Below are 26248 nucleotides of genomic sequence, written 5' to 3'. Positions count from 1 at the left end.
TTGCTGGTTGGTTGTCGGAGGCCGTCTATAGAGTTGCCACATGAGCCACGCATCTCCCGTTCCTTCGGCCGCCCCGGAAAACTCCGTCCCGGAAACCCTTGCCCCGGAAACAACTGCCGGGCCGCCTGTTGCCAAGCGGGTACCCACTCGCCGCGAGCATCACGGCGATGTCTTCGTGGACAACTACGAGTGGCTCAGGGACAAGGAATCGGCAGAGGTGGTGGAACACCTCAAGGCTGAAAATGCTTATCAGGAAGCCGTCACTGCGCACCAGGAACCGTTGCGCGCAGCCATATTTGGTGAGATCAAGGGCCGTACACAGGAGACGGACCTGTCCGTGCCCAGCAGGAAGGACGGCTGGTGGTATTACAGCCGGTCGGTGGAGGGCAAGGAGTACAGCATTCAGTGCCGTGTCCGGGCCAGCAACTCGGGCGACCCCATCGCGGACTGGACTCCGCCGGCAGTGGAGGCCGGAGTGGAGCTCCCGGGCGAGGAAATCCTCCTTGACGGCAACATTGAAGCCGAGGGCAAGCCGTTCTTCAGCGTCGGTGGCGCCGCTGTCACCGTGGACGGAAATCTCTACGCGTATGCCGTGGACAACGCCGGCGATGAACGCTTCACCCTCCGGATCAAGGATCTCCGCACCGGTGAGCTCCTTCCGGACGTCATCGAGAACATCTTCTACGGGGTGGCTTTCTCCCCCGATGGCACCCGCCTCTTCTACACAGTGGTGGACGACGCCTGGCGTCCGTACCAGGTGAAAGCGCACGTCCTGGGCACTCCGGTAGCCGAGGATGAGGTGCTGTACCAGGAGGACGACGTCGCCATGTGGCTCGGTTTCGACCTCGCCTCCGACCGTCGCCACCTGGTGCTCAGCATCGGCTGCTCCGAGTTCAGCGAAACAAGGCTGCTCCGCTTCGACGACTACGAGGCCGGCCTCAGCACCGTCATTTCCCGTGACGAACATATTCTTTACGAAGCAGAGCCCTTCCTGCTCGATGGCCGCGAGACCCTCCTGGTAACCCACGACAAGGACGCCATCAACTCCATGGTGAGCCTGGTGGACCCTGCTGAGCTCGACAAGCCGCTTGAGCAGCAGGACTGGCGGACCGTCGTCGAACATTCCGAGCAGGTGCGCGTGAACGGCGCCGGCGTAACGTCCACGCACCTGGTGCTGTCCATTCGCAAGGACACCATCGAAAGGGTACAGGTGCTGCCACTTGCAGGGCTCGGTACGGCGGCGCAGGGCGACCCCGTGGAGCCTGCTTTCGATGAGGAGCTGTACACCGCGGGCGTTTCCGGCTCGGACTACGAAGCCCCCGTGATTCGCATGGGCTACACCTCCTACTTCACGCCCTCGCGTGTGTACGACTTCGTCCTGCCCACGCCCGGGTTGCCCGCCGGTCAATTGCTGCTCCGCAAGGAGAGCCCGGTCCTCGGTGGCTACGCGTCCGCCGATTACGTCGCCACCCGCGAATGGGCAACGGCCGACGACGGCACCCGGGTCCCGCTGTCGGTGCTGCGTCACTCTTCGGTTCAGCAGGACAGCACCGCGGCCGGCCTGGTGTACGGCTACGGATCCTATGAGATGAGCATGGATCCTGGCTTCGGCGTGGCCCGCTTGTCACTCCTGGATCGCGGCATCGTCATGGTCATCGCCCACATCCGCGGCGGCGGCGAGCTGGGACGCCTCTGGTATGAGGACGGCAAGAAGCTCAGCAAGAAGAACACGTTCACCGACTTCATCGCCGCGACTGACTGGCTTGCCGGCTCAGGCTGGGTTGACCCCGCACGCATAGCAGCCATGGGCGGCTCGGCCGGCGGTCTCCTCATGGGCGCCATCGCCAATATGGCCCCCGAAAAGTACGCAGCGGTAGTGGCCCAGGTGCCCTTCGTGGACGCCCTGACCACCATCCTCGACCCTGATCTTCCGCTGTCCGCCTTGGAATGGGAGGAATGGGGTAACCCGATCACGGACCCCGAGGCCTACGCCTACATGAAGTCCTACACTCCCTACGAGAATGTGGCGGCCGTGGCCTACCCCAAGATCGCTGCCGTGACGTCCTTCAACGACACCCGGGTGCTCTACGTCGAACCAGCGAAGTGGGTGCAGGCACTGCGTCATGTTTCCACCGGGTCCGAGCCCATCGTCATGAAGATCGAGATGGACGGCGGCCACGGCGGAGCATCCGGCAGGTACGTCCAGTGGCGCGAACGGGCATGGGACTACGCGTTCGTCGCAGATTCCGTAGGTGCCACGGAACTTCTCCCCGGGGCCGGACTCAAGTAGGGGGCCTTCATCGTTGGCGGGCCCGCAGCAGTGCGAAGTACCCCGGGATCACATCAGGGGCGGAAGGGTTGCTGAGCGGGCGCGTCTCGATGCTTGCTGAGCCTTCCTCCACCAGGTTCCAGTCCGCCGCCGGGAAGGCTTTTGCGCGTTGCTTGGCACCGAAGCGGCCGGGCATCGGCAGCCCACGAATCGCCCACTCGAGCGGTCCGGGGATGGATTTCCTCGTAGCTCCGAGGTGGCTCACGTAGTCCACCGGAGTGCCCGGAAAATTTGTCTCTGCCAGGAAAACCCCGCCCCGGGCCCCGACGACGGGCAGCAGGTTCGCTGCCAGTGCCGCACGGCCGTCGCTGTCCAGTACGTGCAGGACACCGCGGATGAACACGTTGGCGTCGCCCGTCCAGCCTGCCTCGGCCAGGGCCGCCGCCACAGTAGCCGCAGCGTCCGGTGCGGTCATGTCGCAGACTGCGAATGAGGCCGTCGTGATGTCCGTTGATTCCTGCCGGGCCCGGTCAACTGCATTCGCCGAGTAATCAAGTCCCACAGCGAGAGGGAAGTGCCGTGCAAGAAGGCGGGTGAAGCTGCCGTTGCCACACCCGACGTCCACTACGGGAAGATTCGGGTCCAGCTGCGTCACCTTGGGCAGGTAGCCGTTGAGTTCGTGGTCGCTGCCCGAGTCCCACAGGACGTCTCCAGCGGCACCTGTCGAGCGGACGTCGCCCCAGTACCGGTCCCACGCCGTTAGCGGGTCCTTGGGTGCGCCGGAGGAGAGCCTGATGAGGCGTGGAATCAGCAGGTACTTCCTGAGGGCGGAGAACATTCTCCAAATATAGGTGGCGTTATGCCTCCACCAGCCACTCCAGGGCTTCTGTTTCGGAAGTGAAGAACTTGGTGGGGCACGGAGGCTTCATGATTCCAAGAAAGAAATTTGCAATCACCCTGTCAACCGGCGACGCACCCCACAGGGCGATTCGATTGGCTTGGCAGGGCTTGGCGAACACTGATCTGGCGCCACGGGTGACGTCGTCCGTCGTCGCCATGTCAACAATCATGGGGTGCCGGTCTTCGCCGCACAGTTCATTGACCCTGTCCATGGCCCGTTGGGCATCCGATTCCTGGATCCTGGCACCGCGCGGCCACGTCAGGCGGAGGATTCCCTGCTCTTCGAGTTCAAGTTTGAACGACACCTGCTGGTGGTCTTTCGATGTTGCGTGTTGATCCACTGTGCTCCTCTTGCGGTCCGGCGCCCGTGCCGGAACTGACATGGTCACCCCGGTTTGGCTTCCTCAAGGCTGACGAATCCCGCGGTCAATGTAAAGAGTGTCTTCCACGACTCATCCGGAGCATTTCACGCCGGGAAGCCGCGAGCCCCAATGCCGCTGGTAGGGTGTTGCCAAATCGGGAAATACCGTGAGTAGAACGTTGGAACGGAAGGGGCTCCGTGGGCGAGACCGTTGCCGATGCAGGGCATTCTCCGTCTGCCCTTGTGGCGGATTCGGATGAGGAGCGCCTGGCTGCTTCCCAGTCGGCGCTCACCACGGCCGGCTTCGAAGTCACTACTGCTTCGGACAGCGCCTCAGTGGCCCTCGAACTCCAACGCCATAGCCCCTCCGTGATCGTCGTCGGGAGCTTTCTGGCCCGTGGCCTGCGGAGTCCGGGGATACCGGTGCTGCTGCTCCTGGACGCCGAAGAATCAGTGGACGTCGCCGACATCGAGTCCCTGCGGATGGCGGACTACGTTCTGGCTCCCGTGCGGGGCGCGGAACTGGTGCACCGCGTCAGGACCCTGATCGGCCGGTCAAGGGAACGCGAACGCTCCCGGGGGGAGATCGAGGCGCTCCGCGAGAGCCTGCGCAACGTGTCATCGGCGATCCGGGAAACCAATGATCCGCAACTGATCGCCGACCACGTGGTCCGAGGCTTTGGCGAAGCCCTGGGCGTGGACCACGTCTGGTTCGCAACGTTCCGGGATGAACGCGTCCCCAACATCCGCGCACAATGGAACGGTCCGGGAGTGGCCCCCCTTCCCGCGAGGCTGGGAGACAGCGAAGAAACCATCGCCGAAGCAGCCAACAAGCTGTGGGCCGAAGCGGACGTCCTTGCGGTCTCGGACCACAGGAAAGATCCCGAATCAGCAATCGCGCAGGCCTTGCGGGAATGGTCCGGCGAGCTCCACCCGATCTCCACCGTGCTTCTGCCTGTTGGCGAAGGCGCAACGGCCCTGGGAATCATCCTGCTGTGCACCGTGCAGGAGGAGCACCGCTGGACCCGTGCCGAGATCGCGCTGATGCAGCACGTGGCCGGGAACGTGGCACATGGCCTCATCCAAGGCCACCTCATCAGTGCCCAGCAGCGCGTGCTGCACCAGCTCCGGCAACTGGACAAAGCCAAAACAGATTTCCTGGCCACGGTGAACCATGAGCTGCGGACACCGTTGACCTCCATCACCGCGTATCTGGACATGATCCAGGACGGTTCCGGCGGCCCGGTTCCGGAAGGCATTTCCAAGATGCTGGACGTCATTGGCCGGAACTCTGACCGCCTCCGCCGGCTCATCGAGGACATGCTGACCGTGTCCATGCAGGACGGCAGCAACCTGGACCTCAAGCCTGTGGACATCGCCAAGCTGCTCCAAGTTGTGGTGGCAACGCTGCGGCCACTTGCCGAGTCCCGGCATGTTTCCCTCTCATTCACTGAGGCAGGGGAAGACATTGAAGTGACGGCCGACGAAGCAAAGCTGGAGCAGGTCTTCACGAACATCGTTGCCAACGCCATCAAGTTCACCCCCGAGGGCGGCCGGGTGGGCATCACCAGCTCGGTATCGGCCTCCGATAACGGCGCGAGGGCGGCCACTGTGCGGATCGCCGACACCGGCCTGGGCATCCCCGAGCACGACCTCCCACACATCTTCACGCGCTTCTACCGGGCGTCCAATGCAACGTCCGCCGCAGTCCCTGGCAGCGGCCTGGGACTGGCCATTGCCCACGACATCATCAGCCGCCACATGGGCCGGCTCCTGTTGGATTCGACGCTGGGCTCCGGAACGACGGTGTCCGTGGAGCTGCCCGTTGGAGGGCCTTAATCCGTATGACATCGCTGTCATGCGGGCCTGCGGAGATTTGTCCCGCCGTCACTAATGCTCGACATCCGGCGAAACAAAACTGATGCCCCGGGCAGCGGCCCAGGGCATCAATTTATGTCATATGGCCTTGAGAGGCGCTCCCCCAATGTTTAGTTTGGCCACCAACCGATGCTGGTGGTGTTCGTCTTGGTGCTGGTGACGCTGTTGGGCCACCATCCGATCGCCGAACTGTCCTGCGAAGAGTCGGCATTGGCTGGAGCAGCGAATCCCGTTACTGCCAGAACCGCCGCCATGAGCAGGGTTGCCGCAAATTTTTTCATCCGCTATGCCCTTTCGTACTGATGCGAATTTGTTGTGTGTGACTTGAATAAAGTCACGGGGCAAACTATACGAGCTTTTCCTCTGTAATGACATGGATAATGGGCATATGCAAAGTCCGCAGCTCGCCGCCCACGTAGTCGCCGGGCTTTCGGCACGCGCCAGATGGAAGGAGCGGGACTTCGACGAAGCCGCTCGATTGGCAAGTGACGCCGCCGCGTTGGCTACGCTGGCCGGCGACGAAGAAGCATGGTGGAACATGCGCTACCTGCAGGCTGAGTGCCTCCGCGACCAGGGTCGGATCGAGGAATTCCTTGCCTTGGCTTCCGAACTCAACGACCACACCCTCACCTCCACCTCCACAGAGCTTGGCTCGAAGGCCGGGACCATGGTTGCCGTTGCCCTCCAAGGGCTGGGCCGGTTGGCGGAGGCGGCGACCATGGCGGCAGACGCCGCGAAACTTGCTGCCCAGGACACCGATCTGCTCTACGTCCAGATCCTTGCCCAGCGCGCCCTGATAGCCGCCTTGGCGGAAAGCCGCCTGCTCCATGACGCCTGGCGGGAGTGCCTGGCTTTGGAGACCCTGCTGACGGACGATGTGGACGAGGACACCGCGGGCAAGGGCTACTGGGTGATAGGCAACGTTGCCTTCCTTGCAGACCGCGTCAATGACGGAGGGCGCTATCACGACCTGGCGGCAGAGCTGCTGTCGCCCTCAAAGGACGTTGATCTTTGGGCCCGTTTCAACAGGGCCTCCGCCGAAATGCGCCTTCAGGCCAAACTCAGCGACGCTGCTACCCTCCGCTGCATTGAAAGGGCCGAGCTCGCCACGGACATTGTGGGTGGCTCCGAAAGGGACCACTTGGAAATGTCCTTGGTCCGGGCCCATTGGCATTTCCTCAGCGGAGATATGCAGCAGGCTGCGGCCATCCTTGAACCGCTTTGCGCGCGGTCCTCCATTTTGGCCACCCAAACCTCCGCAGAAGCCCACTTCCTCCTCGCGCGAACGCTGCTCGAATTGCGGCGTCGAGATGAAGCGCTTGCGAATTTTGACGAAGCAGCCACACTGTTCGAACAGGCCGCATTGCCTGAACGAAGCGTCGCCGTCCGCGAACACCTGCGGCATGACGATGAGCGACGAGGCCAGCCGCACGGGGGGTGAGCATGTCCGAAGGAAATATCTCCAACGAGGATCCCCGTTTGGGATTGCTGCTGGACGGTATCGTGCGGTTGGCAGCTGGCGATCTGAACACCAGGATCAAGGTCTCCGACGCCCGCGATGAGATCGATGCTGTGATCATGGGTACCAACCTCCTGGCCGAGGACCTCCAGATCATCTACGAGGAACTGGAGCAGCGGGTCAACGCCCGCACGGAACAGCTCAACCAGGCACACCTGGCGATGCGCCACATGGCCATGACGGATCCCTTGACAGGCTTGAATAACCGTTCAGCGTTCGCCAACGCGCTGGCCGAGGCTCAGGCGACCGGGCATAAGGGCAGCAAGCGGCCCGCCATCCTCCTGCTGGACATGGACGGGTTCAAGTCGATCAATGACACCTTGGGCCACACCATCGGGGACAAGGTCCTTGAAACCGTTGCCGCACGGATCAGCGGAGCAGTCCGTGAACAGGACATGGTTGCCCGTATGGGCGGCGACGAATTTGCCGTCATGCTCCCGGAGGTCACCCCTGCCGAAGCGGCGTCAATCGGCAACCGCATCCTCGCGTCCGTTGTGGGGGCCATGGAAATCGAAGGCCAGCATTTGCGTTGCGGGGCCAGCATGGGCCTGCGGATGGCTGACCCCGGCCACGGCGCCGAAGAGCTGATGATGGAAGCGGACATCGCCATGTACGAGTCCAAGGCGGACGGACGGGGCAAGCTCAAGGTGTTTGAACCGGCCATGCTTCTTGCGCGGCAAATGCGGAACCAGCTGGTGGGCGAACTCAAAGAGGCCATCGCCGGTTCGCAACTGGTGCTCTACTACCAGCCGATTATCCGTTTGGACACCCGTGAAATCGAGGGTGTGGAGGCTTTGGTCCGCTGGAACCACCCCACCCGCGGGTTGGTCATGCCGGACGAGTTCATCCCGATTGCCGAGGAAACGGGCATGATCTCCGATTTGGGCGGTTGGGTGCTCCGCACCGCCGTCGAGCAGTTAAGGCAATGGCGCAGCGACCCCCTGACGGCGGGCCACAACTTCAGCATGCGCATCAACGTTTCGGCCGCCGACCTGCAGCGGCTTGAGTTCATCGAGGACGTCAGGGAAGCGTTGGCGTCCGCGGACCTGGACCCATCGCTGCTGGTGCTGGAACTGACCGAAAGCGCCGTCATCCTTGGTAACGACCTGGACCGCTACACGCTCAACAGCCTGCGCCGCCTGGGCGTGGGACTGGAGATCGACGACTTCGGTACGGGCTACTCCTCCATCAGCTACCTGCGTCGGCTGCCCGTCGATACCGTCAAAGTGGACCGGACCCTGCTATCCGCCCTGGGCAGCGACCCCTCACAACCGGCACTGCTCGCCGCCGTCCTGCAGCTTATCCGGGCCTGTGGCCTGAATGCCGTGTGGGAAGGCATCGAGACTGCCGAGCAAGCCCAGTACCTCCTGGGCATCGGCTGCACCAGCGGCCAGGGTTACTACTTCAGCCGGCCGTTGCCCGGGGAGCAGCTAACGGAGCAGCTGAAGCACCACAAGACGTGGCCCGTCACCGAGGACTAAATGCCCGACGTCGGCGCCTCACCGCGCGCTGCGGTCTGACCGCTGGTGGCCTGCCCGTTCCGGGCACGCCACTCGGTGTCCAGAATGGCGTAGATGTTCTCGGTGGCCCACTGGCCCTTGTAGTGCCAGTTGTCCACCAAGGTCGCCTCCAGCCGCATGCCCAGGCGTTTGCAGATAGCCGCGGAACCGGTGTTGAGCGCATCCAGCTTGGCGTCGAGGCGATGGAAGGACAACTGCTCGAAGGCCAGTTCCATGACGGCTTGGGCGGCTTCCGTAGCGATTCCCTGGCCGCGGGCTTCCGGATGCAGGATCCAGCCCAGCTCACCCTGTCCGGTGCCTTCAAGCCATTTCAGCACTACCTCGCCCATCAGCCCGGGCTGGTCCCGGCGTTCAATGGCCAGGCAAACCCAGTCGCCTTCCTGCTTGAACTCGAAATTCGCATACCGTCCCAGGACCTCCATGGCCCGTGTCTTGGTCAACTCGCTGCGGAACAGAAAGCGTGCGGTTTCAGGGAGGGACTGGTATCCGTGGAAACGCTCAAGGTCTTCAGCTTCGAAGCGTCGGAGGATGAGTCGGTCGGTGACTATGGGGAGCTCAATGTCGGGCATGAACATGAGGCTACTAGTCGCGGGTGAATAGTGGTCCAGTCTTGACACTTGGCGCGATCTGGGATTACCTAATGAACATTCGGTAAATAAAGCTGGAGGCAATGACGCATGGTTGAAACAACCCTCTCCGGTGCATCGCACCACATCCTGACGAACGACTACGCGTCCGAGTGGATGGGCATCCAGGTGCTCAAGATCGACGACGGCCACGCCACCATCCGGATGCACCTCCGCCAGGAGATGCTCAACGGCTTCGGCATGGCCCACGGCGGAATGATCTTCGCCTTCGCCGACACAGCCTTCGCACTGGCCTGCAACCCGGCCAACCCCACGCCCGAGGAAGCCGCCAACATCACGGTGGCGTCCGGCGTCGACATCAACTTCATCAAGCCGGCCTTCCAAGGCCAGGTAATCACCGCCGTCGCAAACCGCCGCGCGAGTACCGGCAGAAGCGGCCTGTACGACATCCAGATCTACGCGGCCGACCCGGCCCCCGCCCCCTCCCCTGACGCCGAGCCCGGCGAACTCATCGCTGAGTTCCGTGGCCGCAGCCGCACCATCTCCAAGAAGTAGGAAAACCATGACGCAGAACACCGTGGCAGCTCCAGACGTTCCCGCCTCCAAAGCCAGCGCCCCCGTGCTGGACCGTGAAGAAACCATCTCCCGCGACGAACTCGAAGCCCTCCAGCTCACCCGCCTCCAGCACACCGTGGCGTACGCCTACGATCGCGTGCCGCTGTACAAGCGCAAGTTCGACGAAGCCGGGGTGCACCCCTCGGACCTCCGCGAGCTAAGCGACCTGGGCAAGTTTCCCTACACCACCAAGGAAGACCTGCGCTTGGAATACCCCTTCGGGATGTTCGCGGTCCCCCAGGACCAGATCGCACGTATCCACGCCAGCTCCGGTACCACCGGGCGCCCCACAGTGGTCGGTTACACCAAAAACGACCTCGCCAACTGGGCAACTTTGGTGGCACGGTCGTTCCGCGCCTCCGGCGTCCGCCCGGGCATGAAGGTCCACAACGCCTACGGCTACGGCCTGTTCACCGGCGGCCTGGGCGCACACGCTGGCGCTGAAGCCCTCGGCTGCACTGTCATCCCCATGTCCGGAGGCCAAACCGAACGCCAGATCCAGCTCATCCAGGACTTCAAGCCGGACGCGATCCTCGCCACCCCCACCTACCTGCTGACCATCGCCGACGCCATGGCGCACCAGGGCATCGACCCCACCTCCACCTCGCTCAAGTACGCAGTGTTGGGTGCCGAGCCGTGGACCGAAGAGATGCGCCACGAGCTCGAAGTCACCATGAATATTAAAGCCTCCGACATCTACGGCCTCTCCGAGGTCATGGGCCCCGGCGTCGCAGGCGAAGTCGTCGAAACACAGGACGGCTGCCACATCTGGGAGGACCACTTCCGCCCCGAAATCATCGATCCGTTCGACCACACGCGCGTTCTTGGGGATGGCGAACCGGGCGAGTTGGTATTCACCTCGCTCACCAAGGAAGCACTGCCGATCATCCGGTACCGCACCAAGGACCTCACCCGCCTGCTCCCCGGCACGGCCCGACCCGCGCACCGGCGCATGGGCCGCATCACCGGCCGCAGCGACGACATGATCATCCTCCGTGGCGTGAACCTCTTCCCGTCACAGATCGAGGAAATCGCCCTGCGCATCCCCGAGCTGAGCCCGCACTTCCAGCTGGAAATCACCCGGCCCGAAGGCAAGCGCATGGACTCGCTCACGGTCCGCATTGAGCGCCGCGAGTCCGTCAGCGCGGAGGCCAGTACGACGGCGGCCCACACCTTGCGCGAGCAGATCAAGATCCACATCGGCTCGTCTTGCGTGGTGGACGTTGTGGAGCCCGGTTCCCTGGAGCGTTCCAACGGCAAGCTGCGCCGCATCTACGACCTGCGTCCCAAGGGCTGATCCGCTTCGTTGGCGGAGATCGTGAGAAAATGCCAGCATGCCTACTGAGACCACCACCAAGCGCGGACGGCCCGGCTACGACCAGCAGTCGGTGCTCCGCATCGCCGTCGACGTCTTCAACCGGCACGGCTACGACGCAACGTCCATGGGCATCCTGGCTGAAAACCTGGGGATTTCGAAGTCCGCCATCTACCACCACGTGCCGTCCAAGGGCGATCTGCTGAAGCTCGCCCTGGACCACGCACTGGGCGGGCTGGAGGCGATCCTTGAGGAGCCTTCTGCCACGTCAGGGCCTGCCGACGCTCGGCTGGAGTTTGTGCTCAGGCAGACCATCGCCGTGCTGGTGGACCGGCTGCCGTTTGTAACTTTGCTGCTGCGCCTGCGGGGCAACACGGAGATCGAACGAGACGCTTTGGAACGCCGGCGCGCCTTCGACCACAAAGTGGCTGCCCTGATCTCCGCTGCCCGCGAAGACGGCTCGCTTCGGCAGGACATCGATCCCCGCACTGTGACCAGGCTCTTGTTCGGCACCATCAACTCGATCGTGGAGTGGTACAAGCCCGGCGGCTCGCTGTCCCCGGAGAAGCTCGCGGACGACCTGATCACCATGGCCTTCGAGGGCCTCCACACGGCCTCCTGACCCTCACTCACATCCCACCCCCTTCCGGCCAACCCTCACTCACAACCCGGCCCCTTCCGGCGCCCGACGGCAGCAGCTGGCTGCCGTCGTCGTGCCTCCGCTTTAAAAACCAAAACGCTTCCGCGCACTAAGGCGTGGAAGCGTTTCTGGTTAGATGCTGGAGCGTTTGCCCTCAACACGGCGGAACGTGAGAGTGGGTTACTTCTCCACGAGGGTGAGGACGTCGTAGGTCGCCACTATTTCGTCGTTCTGGTTGGTCAGCACGGCATCCCAGGCCACCTCGCCGTACTCGTCGGTCTCGCGAGGGGTGATCTTCTTGGCCGTGAGGGTCACGCGGATCGAATCACCCGCAGCAACCGGCGTGATGAAGCGCAGGTTCTCCAGCCCGTAGTTGGCCAGGACGGGACCCGGCGCGGGCTCGACGAACAGCCCTGCAGCCCAGCTCAGGAGCAGGTAGCCGTGGGCCACGATGCCCGGGAAGAACGGGTTTGCCTCGGCGGCTTCCTGGTTGGTGTGCGCGTAGAAGGTATCGCCCGTGGAGCTCGCGAAGGCGGTGATGTCCTCCAGCTTGACCTCACGGAGCTCCGAGCGCACAGCATCTCCGATTCGGAGGGACGCCAAGGACTTCCGGAACGGGTGCTCTCCTTCAGTTTCCACAGTGAAGTTGCGCTCAGCTCCCGTGTGCCAAACACCTGTGACGGCCGTCAGCATGTTGGGCGATCCTTGGATGGCGGTGCGCTGCATGTGGTGCAGGACCGAGCGGATGCCACCCAGTTCCTCGCCACCGCCGGCGCGGCCCGGTCCTCCGTGCACGAGGTGCGGCACGGGCGAACCGTGGCCGGTCGACGAGCGGGCGTCCTCGCGGTTGAGCATGTGGACGCGGCCGTGGTGGGCAGCAATTCCCAGCACCAGTTCCTGCGCCACAGCGGGATCATTGGTGCATACCGATGCCACCAGGGAGCCCGATCCCTTGGCAGCCAGGCGGATCGCATCGGGCAGGTCCGAGTATCCAATTACGGATGAGACCGGCCCGAAGGCTTCAAGCGAGTGCACTTCCTCAGCTTCCGCATCGGCCCAGCTCAGGAGCACCGGAGACATGAACGCGCCGTCTTCCACAACGCCCACAGCTCCCCCAACCGAGGTGACCGACGGCGAATCGAGAGATCCGTACGCAAGTTCCCCACCGGCGTCGAGCATTGACTGAACAGCAGCGCGAACATCGGCGAGCTGATCGAGTGAGGCCAGCGCGCCCATGGTGACGCCTTCCGCGCGAGGGTCGCCGACCACTACGCGTTCGTTGATGCGGGCGCCGACCGCGGCAGCGACGTCAGCGGTCAGGGCCTGCGGAACGATGATGCGGCGGATCGCGGTGCACTTCTGACCCGCCTTGACGGTCATCTCGGTAACGACGGCTTTGATGAAAGCGTCGAATTCCGGAGTTCCGGGCACAGCGTCGGGACCGAGAATGGCGGCGTTGAGCGAGTCGGTTTCGGACGTGAAACGGACGCCGCCCTGAACCACGTTCGGGTGGGACTTGAGCGACTTGGCTGTGGACGCAGAACCCGTAAAAGAGACGAGGTCACGGTAGTCGAGCTCGTCCAGGAGCGTCCGCGCCGAACCCGAAATCAACTGGAGTGCGCCGGCGGGCAGGATGCCGGATTCGATGATGGCCCGCACGGCTGCCTCGGCCACATATCCGGTGGGCGTGGCGGGTTTGACGATGGTGGGTACGCCGGCCAGGAACGACGGCGCGAACTTCTCCAACATGCCCCAGACCGGGAAGTTAAAGGCGTTGATCTGCACAGCCACGCCCGGAATGCGCGTGTAGATGTGCTCGGCCACGAACGAACCGTCCTTGGAGAGCGTCTCCATGGGGCCGTCCACGATCACCTGCGAGTTGGGCAGTTCGCGCCGGCCCTTGGAACCGAACGTAAAGAGGACACCAATGCCGCCGTCGATGTCGATCATGTTGTCGATCTTGGTGGCACCGGACTGCAGTGATGAGGCGTACAGTTCCTCGCGGCGGCCGTTGAGGTACATGGCAAGCTCTTTGAGCTTGAGCGCGCGCTGGTGGAATGTCAGCTTACCAAGCTCCGTTTGGCCCTTGGTCCGGCCGTAATGAACGACGGCGGCCAGGTCCAGTCCGTCGGTACTCACGTTGGCCAGCACTTCTCCTGTGCTGGCATCGCGGACGGGGACTTTCTTCGCGTCGGGCGCCGGGGTCCACCAGGCATCCTGGACGTAGCTGGGGACGGTTGCAACGGCTGTGGTTTCCGGGGCGACTGCTGTAGTGGTCATCGTCGACGGGTCCTTCCAAGGCACATGAAAGCGGCACGGTCATTGCTGACTGACGCCAACATTACTGACCGGCCGTTCGGTAATATATACAGGGTACATGAATGCCCGGAGGAGTACAGCAGTAATTTCTTTCAGCGACGTCTGGGTACGGCGAAGGGCCGGGCCCGCTACTCGCGGAACCGGCCCTTCTTGGTCATGCTTATGCGGCTACTTGGCGCCGAATTTGGTGTTGTAGCGGTACATGAACGCGGCCATCGCATCGCGGTTCACCGGCTGCCAAGGCCGGAACGACTTGGTCCCGCCCGCCTCAGCCCAACCCGTGGAGATGCCCTGGGCCGCAAGCCACGTGATCTCCTTGTAAAACTGGGCCGTTGATCATAAGGGGTTGCGCTGGAAGGGTCGGTGGTGGGGGCACTTGTGACACCGGAACGTGACCGAGCAACGGCCCGAAACGGCCGGAACGTGAGAGAGCGTCTAGCCCCGGCCTCCGAACTTCTTCGCCAGCAACAGGGGCTTCTTGAGGAACTCCCCCACGCTGGTCCTGTCGATCACCGTCTGCTTCACGTCAGCGGCGGCATGGTTCACGGCGTCCAGGCGCTCCAGCACGCGGTCCAGTTTGTTGTTGGTCTCGTCCAGCCTCCGCTGCTGCGCCAGGATCAGCTCCTCCTGGCCTGCCAGTACCTGGGTGAGATAGAGCAGAGGGCCGAAGCCGTTCTGTGCTACCCCTTCGCGGAGGTGATGGTCCCGGACCAGGGCATCGTAGTGAGCGTGCTCTGCGGCCTTCTGAAAAATGCTGTTCCCATCATGGCCCGCGGACTCGGGGCGCTGTGACCAGAAGGCCAGCGGTTCGCCGTCGAGGAAGCCTACGCGTGAGTGGCTCAATACGCGCAGGTGGAACTCCCAGTCACCCACCACCGGCAGGTTTTCGTTGTAATAGCCCACGGCGTCGTGCAGGCTGCGGCGGTACAGGAACGAGATGGGGACAGCGCGGTTGATCTTGAGCATGTCCGCGAGCGTTATTTGGCGCATGTTGGCCCAGAAAATCTCACGTCGGATGGGCTCAATCCTGCCGTTTACAAGCTCCTCGATGACAATTTCCGTCCGGACCATCACGCCGGTTTCGGCGGCATGCGAGGGATCGTCAAGGTAGGCCACTGTTTGGGCGAGAAAGTCGGGCGCCCAGAAGTCGTCGTCATCGTGGATCACCACGAATTCACCCGAGCCGGCCTTAACCCCGGCGTTTGATGCCGCTTCCATGCCCACTGATTCCGCGTGGTGCAAAGTGGTGATGCGGTTCCGCTCAGCCTCGCTCCGCTGGGAGGTGAGGTGATCGACGTCGGCCGGGATGCCGCCGTCGTTGACAATGACCAGCTCGAAGTCCTGGAAGGACTGCCCGAAGATGTCGTCCAACGCACGGGCGAGGAAGATGGGGCGGTTCTTGGTACGGGTCACAATGGTGACGCGGGCGCCATGGCTCATGCGGTTCCATCCAGGGTTTTGGTAAGAGGGGTTCGGCAGTGGTTCAACTCTGCATGGTAGCAGCGCCGCGGCCGCCTGCTTTGGAACGTACGGCTGCCAGTTCCGGGTCGGTAACACCCTGTGCCGACAGGTACCGTTCAGGGTCCAACGCGTCGAGGAACGCCTGCAGGCTGGTCCGGCGCTGGGTCAACAAGGCCTCCAGCTCGTCGTCGGGCAGGTAGGGATCGTGCGCGTGTGGGGCCCCGTGGGTGCGATGACGCTCGTTGATACCGCGGGCCGCGAGCTCATAGCCGCTGATGATTTCCTCGTCGGTGTAGCCGGCCAGTCGCTGCAGCATCAGGGCGATCACGCCGCTGCGGTCCCTGCCCGCAGAACAATGAACCACCACTTTGCCAGGCGACGCCGCGATGGCTTTGAACACCGCGGCCACCTTTTCGGCGAAGAGCTGGAGGTAGTCGGCGTACTGTTCGGGATCCTTGAGATACGGACCGAACAGCTCGCTGAAGCGGCTATGGTCCGGATCTTCCGTGGGGCAATGGACGACGGCGATACGCGCCTTCACGTCCTCGGGCACCTGGGGATCGGTGTCGCGCGAGGTCCGTTCACGATCGGCGCGCAGGTCAATCACGGTGCGGACGCCGTCGTCGAACATCTGCTGCCAACCTGCTTCGGTGACCCACTCATGGCGGCCCATCCTGTACACGTCACCGGCGATCCGCCACGCGTTGACGGCTCCGTCCCAGTGCACGCTATCGTGAGCTGAATCCATAGAGCCAGCTAAGCACATTGGCTCGCCGGAGGTGATGCCCCCGGCGAGCCCAAGGCTACGGATAGACGGGCTGCGCCGGGACCACCGATGAAAGCAGCGCGGCGGCATAAGCCTGGTGTCCGGCAGCGTTCGGGTGGAAGTTGGCATCCGGAAGCAGGGTCGACGGAGGCACCGGGGGCGCCAGCACGATCCACGGTTCCGGCGAATTCACTGCGTGACCAAGGAACCGCTGGGTTACATCAACAAAAACCGCCTTGGTCCGGCTGAGCTTGACGGCATCGGCGATCGCCTTATTCAGGGCATCAACAGCGGCATTCACCTGGACCTGGTTTTCCACCGGGACCACAGTGACGCCAGGGAGAACCAGGGGGCCTCGGGTCGGATCGAAAAGCCTCGGATACCCCATAACTGCAATGGCTGCCTGCGGTGCGGAAGCCCGGAGCAAAGCGTATGTTCCCGCGAGCCCGACAGTAATGGCGGGCAGCTTGGCGCGGATTCCCGCCACAGTGGCGGCACATGTGGCCGTATCCGGGGTGGCGCAGTCACGTAGTGCCAGCAGGCTCCCGGCGTCGATGGCACCCGCAGTGATGCTCACCAATTCTGCCTTGGCCAGCGCGGACCTGCCGGTCCTGCTGAGAATCTGTTGAACCACCGATGGGGCGCCGTTATAGAAGGGGCCGCCCGGGACAAGCAAAGCTCCATGGCACGCCAGATTGGCCAGCAAGGTCACCTGTCCGGTGGCTGCAACCAGATCGACGTAGCCGCCCTTGCTTTGCCAGCACCCCGGCGGGGTTGGCGCGTATAAATCCCCCGCACCCGTTCCGGCCGTGTACGAATCTCCGAGTGCCACATAGTCAGGCAGCGGCGGCGCGGCCGCCGTGGCCGGGCTGGCCGTGAAACCCAGACAAAGAGCCAGAATGGCGAGACCGCCCGCAAAAGCCGGGCGCCGCCGTCGTGCTTGATGAGTTGCCATGGTGAATCCCCTTTTTTACCGCTCGTTGGGGCTCCGGTTCCGCATGCGCGGAAGTCACGGCTCGCCCACCAGTCGGCCGCGTACCGGGGCAATGTGTTGGGTAGATTACGCCTGCGACTGCGGAGGGAAAAGACCTTGCGGGCTCGCCGAAGGGTTGGCTCTCGCGACTAAGTCGCGTCCTTAGTGCCGAAAGCTCACCCCTCGGCGCGGTACTTGGCCAAGCGGAACTCCAGACCATTCCTCACGGCGGGCCATTCGTGCTCCAGAATGGAGAACACCACGGTGTCGCGGAGCGCTCCATCGGCACTGCGCGAGTGGTTCCGGAGCACACCGTCCTGCTTTGCGCCGAGCCTGGCGATCGCCTCGCGGGATTGCTGGTTCAGCCAGTGCGTGCGGAACTCCACTGCTGGGCAACCGAGCGTCTCGAACGCGTGCCGCAGGAGCAGCAGTTTGGAATCCGGATTGGTTCCCGTGCCGTGCGCCGACACCGCGTTCCACGTGGAGCCGATCTCGACACGGGGTGTCACGGCGTCGATGTTCATGTACGTGGTCATGCCGATGAGCCTGCCCGTGGCGTTTGAGCGCGTCGCGAACGGCAGCATGGAACCCTTTGCCTGCAGGTCCAGGCGCCGATCAATCTCGGCGGCCATGCCCTCGGGCGTGGGGACGGAGGTGTACCAGAGCTTCCACAGTTCGCCGTCGCGGGCGGCATCCACCAGCCCGTCATGGTGTTCCTGGCCCAGAGGTTCCAGCGTCACGAAGTTTCCGGTCAGGGTGATGGGTTCAATTGAAGTCACCCGGCTAGCCTAACCGGCCCTGCGCACTAGTCTTCCCAGTCGAAGAAGCCCTTGCCTGACTTGCGCCCCAGCTCGCCACGCGCCACCTTGTCTCGGAGGATCTGCGGCGGCGCGAAGCGATCGCCCAGCGTTGAATGCAAGTACTCGGCAATGCCCAGGCGGACATCCAGCCCCACAATGTCAGTGGTCTTCAGCGGTCCCGTGGGGTGTTTGTAGCCAAGCACCATGGCGGCGTCGATGTCCTCCGCCGACGCCACGCCTTCCTCCACCATGCGCATCGCCTCCAGGGCAATCGCCACACCCAAGCGGGAGGATGCGAAGCCTGGAGCGTCAGTGACGACGACGGCGGTCTTGCCGAGTGCCTCGGTCCAGCTTTTCGCCGCAACAGCCAGTTCGGGAGACGTTTTTTCGCCCAGCACCACTTCAATCAGGGTTGATGCGGGCACGGGATTGAAGAAGTGGAGCCCCACAAAATGGGTGGGCCGACGAAGCTCGTTTGCCAGGCCGGAGACGGACAGCGAGGAAGTGTTGGAGGCCAGGAATGCGTCCGCGGACAAGTGCTCCTCGACAGCCTTAAGGGCGCCGACCTTGAGTTCGTAGTCCTCCGGGACTGCTTCCACCACAAGCCCACAGTGGACGAAGGAGGCGTAGTCAGTGGAGGTGCTGAAGCGTGCCAATGCTTCCTCGGGCGTCCCCTCCAGGGTGCCGCGGGCGGCAGACTTGGCCACGGCCTCCGCCACCCGGCCCTGGGCTCCGGCGGCAGCTTCATGGTCACGCTCAACGACGATCACTGTGGCGCCCTTGGTCAGGAAGGCGTGTGCGATTCCGGCACCCATGCGGCCGCCGCCCAGGACTCCAACAACGTGCGGTAGGGCGGTAACGTCGGTCATTTCTGGGTCCTGTCCTGCGTGGGAGCGTCTGTGTCTTGAGAAGCTTTGGCCGATTTCTTGTCGAGGAACGCCTGCATCCGGTCGAACTTGGCCTGGGACTCGAAGAGGATGCCTTGGGCGAGGGTGTCGATCAACGGGTGGGCTTCAGCCGGGGCATGGAATACGGACTTGGTGATCCGCACGGCCAAGGGGTCCTGACGGCCGATCTTGTCAGCAAGGCTGTGGGCCGCGTCCATGAGCTCAGGTGCCTCGACAATGGCGGTGATGAGGTTGATCCGCAGGGCTTCCTCTGCCCGCAGGACCGCACCGGCCAGGAGGATCTCCTTGGCCTTCGGTTCACCCACGAGTTCCCTGAGCCGCCAGGTGGCACCGGCTGCAGCCAGGATCCCCAGCCCCGTCTCGGGGTTTCCAATCCGGATGCTTGGAGTGCCGATCCGGAAGTCCGCGGCGTAGGCGAGTTCGGCGCCCCCGCCCAGGCAATACCCGTCCAATGCCGCGATGACGGGCATGGGAAGTTTGGCGATGCGGGCGAAAATCGTGGAGTTGATTCCTTGGAGGGCATCGTCTCGGCGGCGTTCGCGCAGCTGGCCGATGTCGGCACCCGAGGCGAACACGCCGTCCGTGCCGGCGATGATCAGGACCTTCGGGCTCCGTTCCAGCTCCGCGCAGACGAGGTGGAGCTCATCGACCATCTGCTGGTCGATGGCGTTGCGGACCTCGGGCCGGTTCAACAGGACGGTGAGCCGGTCTTCGCGCGCCTCGACAAGGAGGGTGGAGAAATCTTCCGGGTTCAGTGCCATTACACGCCTTCCAGCAGCATCGCAGTTCCTTGCCCGACGCCGATGCACATGGTCGCCAGGCCCAGCTTCGGTCCGGTTGCGGAAGCGAGTTCGCGCTCCATCCGACCCAACAGGGTGACGGCAATCCTCGAGCCGCTGGAACCCAGCGGGTGTCCCAAACTGATGGCACCGCCGTCGTTGTTCACGATATCCGGGTTCAATCCGAGACGGCGCATGCTGGCCAGGGACTGCGTAGCGAAAGCCTCGTTTAGTTCCACGGCACCGAGCTTGTCCACGGTGAGGCCCGTGCGTGCCAGGATCTTTTGGGTTGCCGGCACCGGGCCAATTCCCATGATCTCCGGTTCGCAGCCGGCCGACGCGCCATCCACGATGCGGGCACGCGGCGTCAGGCCGAACTTTTTGATGGCTTCTTCAGAGGCGACGATGATGGCGGAGGCGCCGTCATTCAGGGTGGAGGAGTTACCAGCCGTGACCACGGAGCCGCCGGGGACCACGGGACGAAGCCCGGCAAGGACGTCCATGGTGGTGCCCAGCCGGGGGCCTTCGTCCGTATCCACGACTGTCTCGGATTTCCGCGACTTGACGGTGACCGGAACGATTTCGTCCTTGAACCGGCCTCCGGCAATGGCGGCCAACGCACGTTCGTGCGAGCGGACCGCGAAAGCGTCGGCGTCCTCACGGGAGATGTTGTCGACGCGGGCCACTTCCTCTGCCGTTTCCGGCATGGAGTAGGTCATCTTGCCGTCGCGGGAGAGCTCGCCCTTGGTGAAGAGCGGGTTGGTGAAGCGCCAGCCGATCGAGGTGTCGAAGATTTGCCCGGGCTTGGCGAAGGCCGTCGCCGGCTTTTCCTGGACCCAGGGCGCACGGCTCATGGACTCGACGCCACCGGCCACCACGATGTCCGCGGCACCGGATTTGATCATCTGGCTGGCCATGATGATGGCGCTCAGCCCGGAAGCGCACAGCCGGTTCACCGTGATGCCCGGGATGTGGAGGGGAAGTCCGGCCAAGATGGTGGCCATGCGTGCGACGTTGCGGTTTTCTTCGCCGGCACCGTTGGCGTTACCGAGAATGACCTCGTCAATGGAGTCAGGATCGACGCCGGCACGCGCCACTGCTTCCCGGACCACCAATGCTGCGAGGTCGTCGGGACGGACGGAGGACAGCGCCCCACCGTAGCGACCTACAGGCGTACGGGCGCCACCAACAAGAAAAGCCTCGACCATGAGAACATCCTTCGCGAAGTGAAAGGGACCGGTCGAGAATAATCTACCGACCGTTCGTTCTATAAAGATTACACGGACCGGCTGGACGGTCAACAGATGAAGACCGGCCCACCCCCGATTCAGACCACCCGGATCCCCAGGTGCCCGGCCAGGAGCGGCGCCAGCAAGCTCAGTTGGTAGTCATCAATCACGACGCCGGCCAGACCAGCCAGGCCGTTGACTCCGCGGAACTCGGAAGTCCGCAAATCCACGTCCTTCAGCTTGGCACCGGTGACATCCAAGGTGCCGATGGTGCAGTTCTTCAACGCCAGCCGCGTCCCGGTGCATCCACCGAGGTCAAGCTCGTTGATGATGCAGTCGGAGATCTGAACATCCATGAGTTTGGAGCCCCGGAGGTTCACGTAATCAAGCTTGCCGCCGTCGATGCGGACCGAACGCCAGTTGCCTTCGTAAAGTTCGGCTGATCCCCACCGGGGGTTGCTGATCTCTATGTCCTGCCACGATGTCCGGGCAGCCATGAAAACCGGTGCGTAGGGTTCGGCCAGGACGCACTCCCTGAACGTGGCGCCGCGCAGTTGGGCCTCGTTGAAGGACACGCTGTTGAACTCGCACTCGATGAAATCTGCGCCGCTCAGTTCCTCTCCCTCCGCAGAGACGCGGGTGAGCCGGACGCCGTCGTACCTTTCACCCCGCTGGAAGTCCGGGGCGTCGTCGTCACGAAGTTCGTCCAATCGCACTGGGGAAATTTTGGGGGCCGCGACCTTGGCCACCGGCATCAGAGGGTTTCCCGCGTGGTGGTCAGGGGCAGTTCCGGAGAGTGCGCCTTACCGGGCCAAACCCTCGTTGGTCCGGCGGTGATGTGCTGCGTCAGTGTGCTGGGTAGTTCCATGCCTTGAGCCTATCCCCGGGTGCCGACAAAGACCGACGGCCGGTCCTTGCCTGAACGGTTCCGATGGCGAAAACTGGCCTGAGTCGGCGCATTCCATGGCGCTGCACGCACAGCGAAAGGCCCCCATGGTCACTATCGATTTGAGCGCGACGAGCCAGGCGTCCGGAGGTTCCTCCGCGTTGCAGGGCTACTTGGCTGAGCCCGACGGCGTTGGACCGTTCCCGGGAGTGGTGATGATCCACGAGGCCTTCGGACTGGATGATGTGATGCGTCGCAACGCAGACCGGCTCGCAGAGGCGGGCTACCTGACGTTGGCAGTGGACCTATACAGTGACGGCGGCCCCCGGCGCTGCCTGGTGGCCACCATGCGCGCCATGCTCGCGGGCGAAGGCCGGGCCTTCACCGACATCTCCACCGCCAAAGCCTGGTTGCGGGCGGATGGCAAGTGCACGGGGAAGGTGGGCGTCATTGGCTTTTGCATGGGCGGTGCGTTCGCGCTGCTGGCCGCCAACGACGGTTTTGATGCCGCGTCCGTGAACTACGGCCAATTGCCCCGGGACCTGCACAGCGCCCTCGAAGGCTCCTGCCCGATGGTCGCGAATTACGGCGGCAAGGATCGGACCTTGCCCGGAGCGGCAGCGAAATTGGAGGCGGCCCTCACCAGCCTGCGCATTGAGCACGACGTCAAGGAATTTCCGACGGCGGGCCACGCCTTCATGAACGACGCCCCCATTGGCCCGAAGGTGCTCCGTCCACTGATGCGGGTCATGGGCATCAAACCCGATCCTGCCTCCGCCCCGGAAGCGTGGCGCCGTATCGAGGACCATTTCGCGAAGCACCTTTCGGACTGAAACCAGCAACGGAAGCAAAAACGACGGCGGGTGCCGCCTGGAGTGAACTGGTCACCCAAGGCGGCACCCGCCGTCGTGCGTTCTGTAGAACCGTTAGCTGAAGAGCTCGCTCTTGGGCTCGTTGTTCTTGACCTTCTGCCAGCCCAGCCAAAGGATCAGGGCGAAGAAAGGAATGGTTGCCAGGGTCCACAGGCCCAGCAGGAAGACCTCGCCGGTCTCCTTGTTGGTCATGGAGTCAAAACCGATCAGCACGGTAATGGCCAGCAGGGCCACCAGACCCAACCAGCTGGTCCACGGCGAACCGGGCATCGGCAGGCTGGAGACCTTTCCGTGCTTCTTCCGCAGGGCGATCTGGCTGGCAAAGATTGAACCCCAAGTGAAGATCACGCCAATGGAGGCGGTGTTCAGGGCGAGGTCGAATGCGTGGGAGCCACCCAGCCAGATGTTGAGCAGGATGCCCACCAGGTAAACGGCGCCGATGGCCAGGATGGCTGCGTACGGCACGTGGCGCGCGGACATCCGGGTGAGCCACTGCGGTGCGTGGCCGTTGTTTGCCATGGTGCGGAAAATTCGGCCGATCGAGTACAGGCCCGAATTGCAGGACGACAGGGCAGCGGTGATGACGATCATGTTCATGACATCGCCCATCCAGCCCAGGCCCATCTGCCCGAATACGGTAACGAACGGCGAGGTGCCGGCCACGTACTGGTCGGACGGGAGCAGCATCGCGAGCAGCGTCACCGAACCGACGTAGAAGACCACAATGCGGATCACGACGGCGCGGATCGCCTTGGGAACTTCACGTTCCGGGTTTTCCATCTCACCGGCCGTGATGCCCACCAGTTCGATGGCGTTGTAAGCGAAGATCACGGCGTTGAGGACCAGGATCATCACCAGGCCGCCCTTGGGGAACATGCCGCCGTCCGCATGGAACAGGTTTGCAACAGACGCGTGCCCCTCGCCCACCTTGGCGTTGGTGACAACCATGAACGTGCCCACAGCCAGGAAGATCACGATGGCCGCGACCTTGAGGCAGGATGCCCAGAATTCGAACTCACCGAAGGCTTTGACGCTGAACAGGTTTACGGCCACCAGCAGCACCAGCGCTGCAATGGCGGACATTTCGATGGGCACGTTCGGGAAGAAGAACTGGAAGTAGAGGCCGATCGCGATGAGCTCGGCGATGCCTGTCATGGCCCAGTTGATGAAGTACATCCACCCCGAAAGGTAGGCGCCCTTCTTGCCGAACATCTCACCGGCGTAGCTCACGAAGGAGCCCGAGGTCTGGCGGTACATGATGAGTTCGCCAAGGGCGCGCATCAGCAGGTAAGCGATGACGCCTGCAATGGCGTAGGAGAAAATCAGGGCCGGGCCCGTGGAGGCCAGGCGGCCACCGGCGCCCATGAAGAGGCCGACGCCGATGGCGCCACCCATGGCGATCATGGTGACGTGGCGGCGGCTCAGGCTCTTCTGGTAACCCTCGGCACTGAGGGTCGAACCCGTGGCACCGGACGATGCCGGGGAGTTCTTGAGATCTGTGGGAGTACTTTGCGGCACAGCTGTTCCTTGTGGGTCGGGGTGTTGCTGTAGGTGTTTTCGCCCAGTGCCGGAACACGGGCGGGTTTGGCACACATAATTCGGGGTTTCCTTCTTTAGGGATCCCGAAGTGTGACAAAGAACGCAGAACGCCGAAGCTTCGCGCAACCCGTCTATCTTACGGGATTAACCGGAATGCCCGTGACGCAGGCAACAACACCCGGTCGCGGATGGCCAGCGGGGTCTTCGCTACAGGAGGAAGCCGTCGGCCATCCGTCGACGCACCCAGCTTCCGGCGCCTGCCGCGGAACGCGCGCAGCGGTCGAACCACTCCCCCAGCGCGCGATCATGGCTGACGATCACCACGGTTCCCGCGAACGAAGCCAGCGCGGCCTCGAGTTGCTCCACGAGCACAGGCGCCAGGTGGTTGGTGGGCTCGTCGACGATCATCGTTTCGTAACCGCCCAGGAGCAGGCGGGCGAGCGCGAGCCTGCGTTGTTGCCCCGCGGACAAACTGCCGACAGGGACGTGGAACTCCGCGGGACGGAACAGGCCCAGCCGCAGGAGTCCCTCGGCGTGTTCGTCGATGTTTCCGCCCAACCCAGCGGCGAATGCGGGCAACAAACGCAAACCCGGCCTTGGGGGCACGTGGAGCTCTTGCTGGAGGTACCCCACAGAGCCGTTGACGGCCACAGCACCCGTGGCAGGCTCCAGGTTCCCCGCCAAGACTGAGAGCAGCGTCGACTTGCCTGCGCCATTTGGACCCGTGATCAGCACTTTCTGGCCTGCGTCCACCGAGAAATCGGTGGGCTGGAGACGTCCCGGAACGCTGACGCTGTGGGCTTTCACTGCCGGTTCGGAAGCCTCAACAGCCACCACATCAACAGCCACCGCGCCTGAGGGTGGCGCAGTCTTCAGGGGCGCCGCCAGGGTCAGGGGCACGGGCGGGCGGTCCACGGGATTCTCTTCCAGCCGGCGGAGCCGCTCCTGCGCGTTGCGGACCTTGCTGGCAGCAGCACTCTGCCAGGTTCCAGTCTTGAAGCCGAACGCCATCTTGTCGTTGTCGCGCTTCCGGCCGTAACCCATGCCGTCGGCCACTGTGGCAGCCTGAAGGCGCTCCGCCGCCATAGCGTCGAGCCAGCCCTCATACTGCTGAACCCAACGGGCGCGTTCGGCCGCCTTTTCGCGGAGGTACCCGTCGTATCCACTGCCGTAGCGGTTCACAGAGCGGCGCTCAGCGTCCACTTCCACAATGGTGGTGGCCACTTTGCGCAACAGGACACGGTCGTGGGACACCACCACCACGGTTCCGCGATGTGCGGCCAGCCGCGATTCAAGCCAGGCGGTTCCCTCCGCATCCAGGTGGTTGGTGGGCTCATCCAGCAGCAGGGCCTCGGCCGGATCGGCAAGGAGGCAGGCCAGGGCAACCCGCTCCTGCTCGCCTCCTGATAACGATCCAAGCGTTCGACGGCGGTCCAAGCCTCCCAGCCCCAGCTTGTCCAGCGCTGCTTCCACCCGCGACTCGGCCGCGTACCCTTCGCGGAGCTGGTACTCCGTCTGCAGGCTTCCGTAGAGTTCCAAGGCATCGGGATCGGCGTCGGCGAGGTCGCGCTCAAGCTCCGCGATGCGATCTTCGAGGTCGCGGAGTGCACCGAGGGAGGCATCGATGACCTCCCCTACGGTCAGAGACTCGGGGAAGCCGTGGGTTTGCGCGAGGTAACCCACGCGGTAGCCGGAGTCACCTGCCAAACCGGCAGAGCCGTCGTCGGGCGTCTCGACGCCTGAGAGAAGGCGTAGCAGCGTGGACTTGCCTGCGCCGTTCTCGCCCACGATTGCGACGTGCTCTCCGTGATGGATCACGAGGTGGGCGTCGTTGAAAAGTGTGCGGTCCCCATAGCTGTGGGAAACGCCGGAAAGGTAAAGGTGGTCAGTCAAGAGGGATCCTCGCAAGTCCGCAGCGGTTGGCAGATAGCCATGTGGGCACTGGGATGCAGCCGAAAGTGGGGGCTGCGCTCAAGACTTCATCGCTCCAGCCTGCCGGGCGTACCGCGTTGAGTCAAGCTGCGTGCTGCCTGAGAGGTGTCAAAGGGTGTCCTAAATAATACTTTTCGGTATGCCTAACTTTCGGTTATCCTCATTATCAGAGCACCCCCA

At 63.6% G+C, this 26248-nt stretch carries 23 protein-coding genes and 1 pseudogene; 8 read left to right on the top strand and 16 right to left on the bottom strand.

Going from position 1 to position 26248, the window contains the following annotated elements; all coding sequences use genetic code 11:
* Positions 1-40 precede the first annotated feature (40 nt).
* The gene (locus QRM57_RS08960; protein ID WP_284986330.1) at positions 41-2290 is read left to right on the top strand and encodes a S9 family peptidase; all 2250 of its coding nucleotides are present in this window, start codon (positions 41-43) and stop codon (positions 2288-2290) included.
* A 7-nt stretch (positions 2291-2297) separates the two neighbouring features.
* Here QRM57_RS08960 and QRM57_RS08955 read toward each other — a convergent pair whose 3' ends face one another.
* Positions 2298-3107: a class I SAM-dependent methyltransferase gene (locus QRM57_RS08955; RefSeq protein WP_284986329.1), complete on the bottom strand. Its 810-nt coding sequence runs from the start codon at positions 3105-3107 to the stop codon at positions 2298-2300.
* A 19-nt stretch (positions 3108-3126) separates the two neighbouring features.
* Positions 3127-3510 (bottom strand): DUF7793 family protein, encoded by a 384-nt coding sequence (locus QRM57_RS08950; RefSeq protein WP_257371349.1) that lies wholly within the window; start codon positions 3508-3510, stop codon positions 3127-3129.
* A 218-nt stretch (positions 3511-3728) separates the two neighbouring features.
* On the opposite strand from QRM57_RS08950, the gene QRM57_RS08945 reads away from it, so the two are divergent.
* Positions 3729-5369 carry a sensor histidine kinase gene (locus QRM57_RS08945; protein ID WP_284986327.1) on the top strand — a complete coding sequence of 547 codons (1641 nt, stop codon included), beginning with the start codon at positions 3729-3731 and terminating at the stop codon, positions 5367-5369.
* Positions 5370-5518: 149 nt separating this feature from the next.
* Here the strand turns inward: QRM57_RS08945 and QRM57_RS08940 are convergent, their stop codons facing one another.
* Complete coding sequence (locus QRM57_RS08940; protein WP_235517317.1) at positions 5519-5689, bottom strand: hypothetical protein; 171 nt, start codon at positions 5687-5689, stop codon at positions 5519-5521.
* Positions 5690-5796: 107 nt separating this feature from the next.
* Here QRM57_RS08940 and QRM57_RS08935 point away from each other — a divergent pair, with 107 nt between their 5' ends.
* Positions 5797-6849, top strand: coding sequence for a hypothetical protein (locus QRM57_RS08935; protein WP_284986325.1), 1053 nt, complete (start codon positions 5797-5799; stop codon positions 6847-6849).
* 2 nt (positions 6850-6851) lie between these two features.
* Positions 6852-8408 carry a putative bifunctional diguanylate cyclase/phosphodiesterase gene (locus QRM57_RS08930; RefSeq protein ID WP_284986324.1) on the top strand — a complete coding sequence of 519 codons (1557 nt, stop codon included), beginning with the start codon at positions 6852-6854 and terminating at the stop codon, positions 8406-8408.
* Here QRM57_RS08930 and QRM57_RS08925 read toward each other — a convergent pair.
* Entirely contained in the window at positions 8405-9016 is a 612-nt protein-coding gene (locus QRM57_RS08925; protein WP_284986323.1) for a GNAT family N-acetyltransferase, read from the bottom strand. The genes QRM57_RS08930 and QRM57_RS08925 overlap by 4 nt on opposite strands.
* A 108-nt stretch (positions 9017-9124) precedes the next feature.
* On the opposite strand from QRM57_RS08925, the gene QRM57_RS08920 reads away from it, so the two are divergent.
* The 3 genes from QRM57_RS08920 to QRM57_RS08910 are packed head-to-tail and all read left to right on the top strand — an operon-like array spanning position 9125 to position 11586.
* Positions 9125-9589, top strand: a complete 465-nt coding sequence (locus tag QRM57_RS08920) for a hotdog fold thioesterase (protein ID WP_211711915.1) — start codon at positions 9125-9127, stop codon at positions 9587-9589.
* Positions 9590-9596: 7 nt separating this feature from the next.
* The gene (gene paaK / locus QRM57_RS08915) at positions 9597-10946 is read left to right on the top strand and encodes a phenylacetate--CoA ligase PaaK (RefSeq protein ID WP_284986322.1); all 1350 of its coding nucleotides are present in this window, start codon (positions 9597-9599) and stop codon (positions 10944-10946) included.
* 37 nt (positions 10947-10983) lie between these two features.
* Positions 10984-11586, top strand: coding sequence for a TetR/AcrR family transcriptional regulator (locus tag QRM57_RS08910; protein WP_235517323.1), 603 nt, complete (start codon positions 10984-10986; stop codon positions 11584-11586).
* 198 nt (positions 11587-11784) lie between these two features.
* Here QRM57_RS08910 and paaZ read toward each other — a convergent pair whose 3' ends face one another.
* The 10 genes and pseudogenes from paaZ to QRM57_RS08860 all read right to left on the bottom strand — a co-directional run bounded on the left by paaZ (position 11785) and on the right by QRM57_RS08860 (position 21594).
* Complete coding sequence (paaZ, locus tag QRM57_RS08905; protein ID WP_284986321.1) at positions 11785-13884, bottom strand: phenylacetic acid degradation bifunctional protein PaaZ; 2100 nt, start codon at positions 13882-13884, stop codon at positions 11785-11787.
* 207 nt (positions 13885-14091) lie between these two features.
* A pseudogene (locus QRM57_RS08900) lies at positions 14092-14253 on the bottom strand (hypothetical protein); the annotation flags it as partial.
* 105 nt (positions 14254-14358) lie between these two features.
* Positions 14359-15363, bottom strand: coding sequence for a glycosyltransferase family 2 protein (locus QRM57_RS08895; RefSeq protein ID WP_284986320.1), 1005 nt, complete (start codon positions 15361-15363; stop codon positions 14359-14361).
* A gap of 43 nt (positions 15364-15406) precedes the next feature.
* A complete protein-coding gene (locus tag QRM57_RS08890) occupies positions 15407-16132 on the bottom strand; it encodes a tyrosine-protein phosphatase (protein WP_284986319.1) in 726 nt (241 codons plus the stop codon).
* 55 nt (positions 16133-16187) lie between these two features.
* Complete coding sequence (locus tag QRM57_RS08885) at positions 16188-17105, bottom strand: SGNH/GDSL hydrolase family protein (RefSeq protein WP_284986318.1); 918 nt, start codon at positions 17103-17105, stop codon at positions 16188-16190.
* A 194-nt stretch (positions 17106-17299) separates the two neighbouring features.
* Positions 17300-17902, bottom strand: a complete 603-nt coding sequence (locus QRM57_RS08880) for a GNAT family N-acetyltransferase (protein WP_284986317.1) — start codon at positions 17900-17902, stop codon at positions 17300-17302.
* 26 nt (positions 17903-17928) lie between these two features.
* Complete coding sequence (locus QRM57_RS08875; RefSeq protein WP_284986316.1) at positions 17929-18792, bottom strand: 3-hydroxyacyl-CoA dehydrogenase family protein; 864 nt, start codon at positions 18790-18792, stop codon at positions 17929-17931.
* Complete coding sequence (locus QRM57_RS08870; RefSeq protein ID WP_284986315.1) at positions 18789-19592, bottom strand: enoyl-CoA hydratase/isomerase family protein; 804 nt, start codon at positions 19590-19592, stop codon at positions 18789-18791. Before QRM57_RS08870 ends, QRM57_RS08875 begins: the two co-directional genes overlap by 4 nt.
* A complete protein-coding gene (locus tag QRM57_RS08865; RefSeq protein WP_284986314.1) occupies positions 19592-20818 on the bottom strand; it encodes a thiolase family protein in 1227 nt (408 codons plus the stop codon). Before QRM57_RS08865 ends, QRM57_RS08870 begins: the two co-directional genes overlap by 1 nt.
* Before the next feature lie 119 nt (positions 20819-20937).
* Positions 20938-21594, bottom strand: coding sequence for a pentapeptide repeat-containing protein (locus QRM57_RS08860; protein ID WP_284986313.1), 657 nt, complete (start codon positions 21592-21594; stop codon positions 20938-20940).
* A gap of 238 nt (positions 21595-21832) precedes the next feature.
* Between QRM57_RS08860 and QRM57_RS08855 the strand changes: the two genes are divergently transcribed.
* Positions 21833-22558 carry a dienelactone hydrolase family protein gene (locus QRM57_RS08855; RefSeq protein ID WP_284986312.1) on the top strand — a complete coding sequence of 242 codons (726 nt, stop codon included), beginning with the start codon at positions 21833-21835 and terminating at the stop codon, positions 22556-22558.
* Positions 22559-22651: 93 nt separating this feature from the next.
* Here QRM57_RS08855 and QRM57_RS08850 read toward each other — a convergent pair whose 3' ends face one another.
* Positions 22652-24115: an amino acid permease gene (locus QRM57_RS08850; RefSeq protein WP_284986311.1), complete on the bottom strand. Its 1464-nt coding sequence runs from the start codon at positions 24113-24115 to the stop codon at positions 22652-22654.
* A 228-nt stretch (positions 24116-24343) separates the two neighbouring features.
* Positions 24344-26029: an ABC-F family ATP-binding cassette domain-containing protein gene (locus QRM57_RS08845; RefSeq protein WP_284986310.1), complete on the bottom strand. Its 1686-nt coding sequence runs from the start codon at positions 26027-26029 to the stop codon at positions 24344-24346.
* Between the last annotated feature and the right edge of the window lie 219 nt (positions 26030-26248).

This window comes from Arthrobacter sp. fls2-241-R2A-172, from assembly GCF_030208885.1.
Lineage (GTDB): Bacteria > Actinomycetota > Actinomycetes > Actinomycetales > Micrococcaceae > Arthrobacter.
The sequence above is the reverse complement of the archived record's forward strand: the minus strand, read 5'-3'. Positions and strand labels throughout refer to the sequence as shown.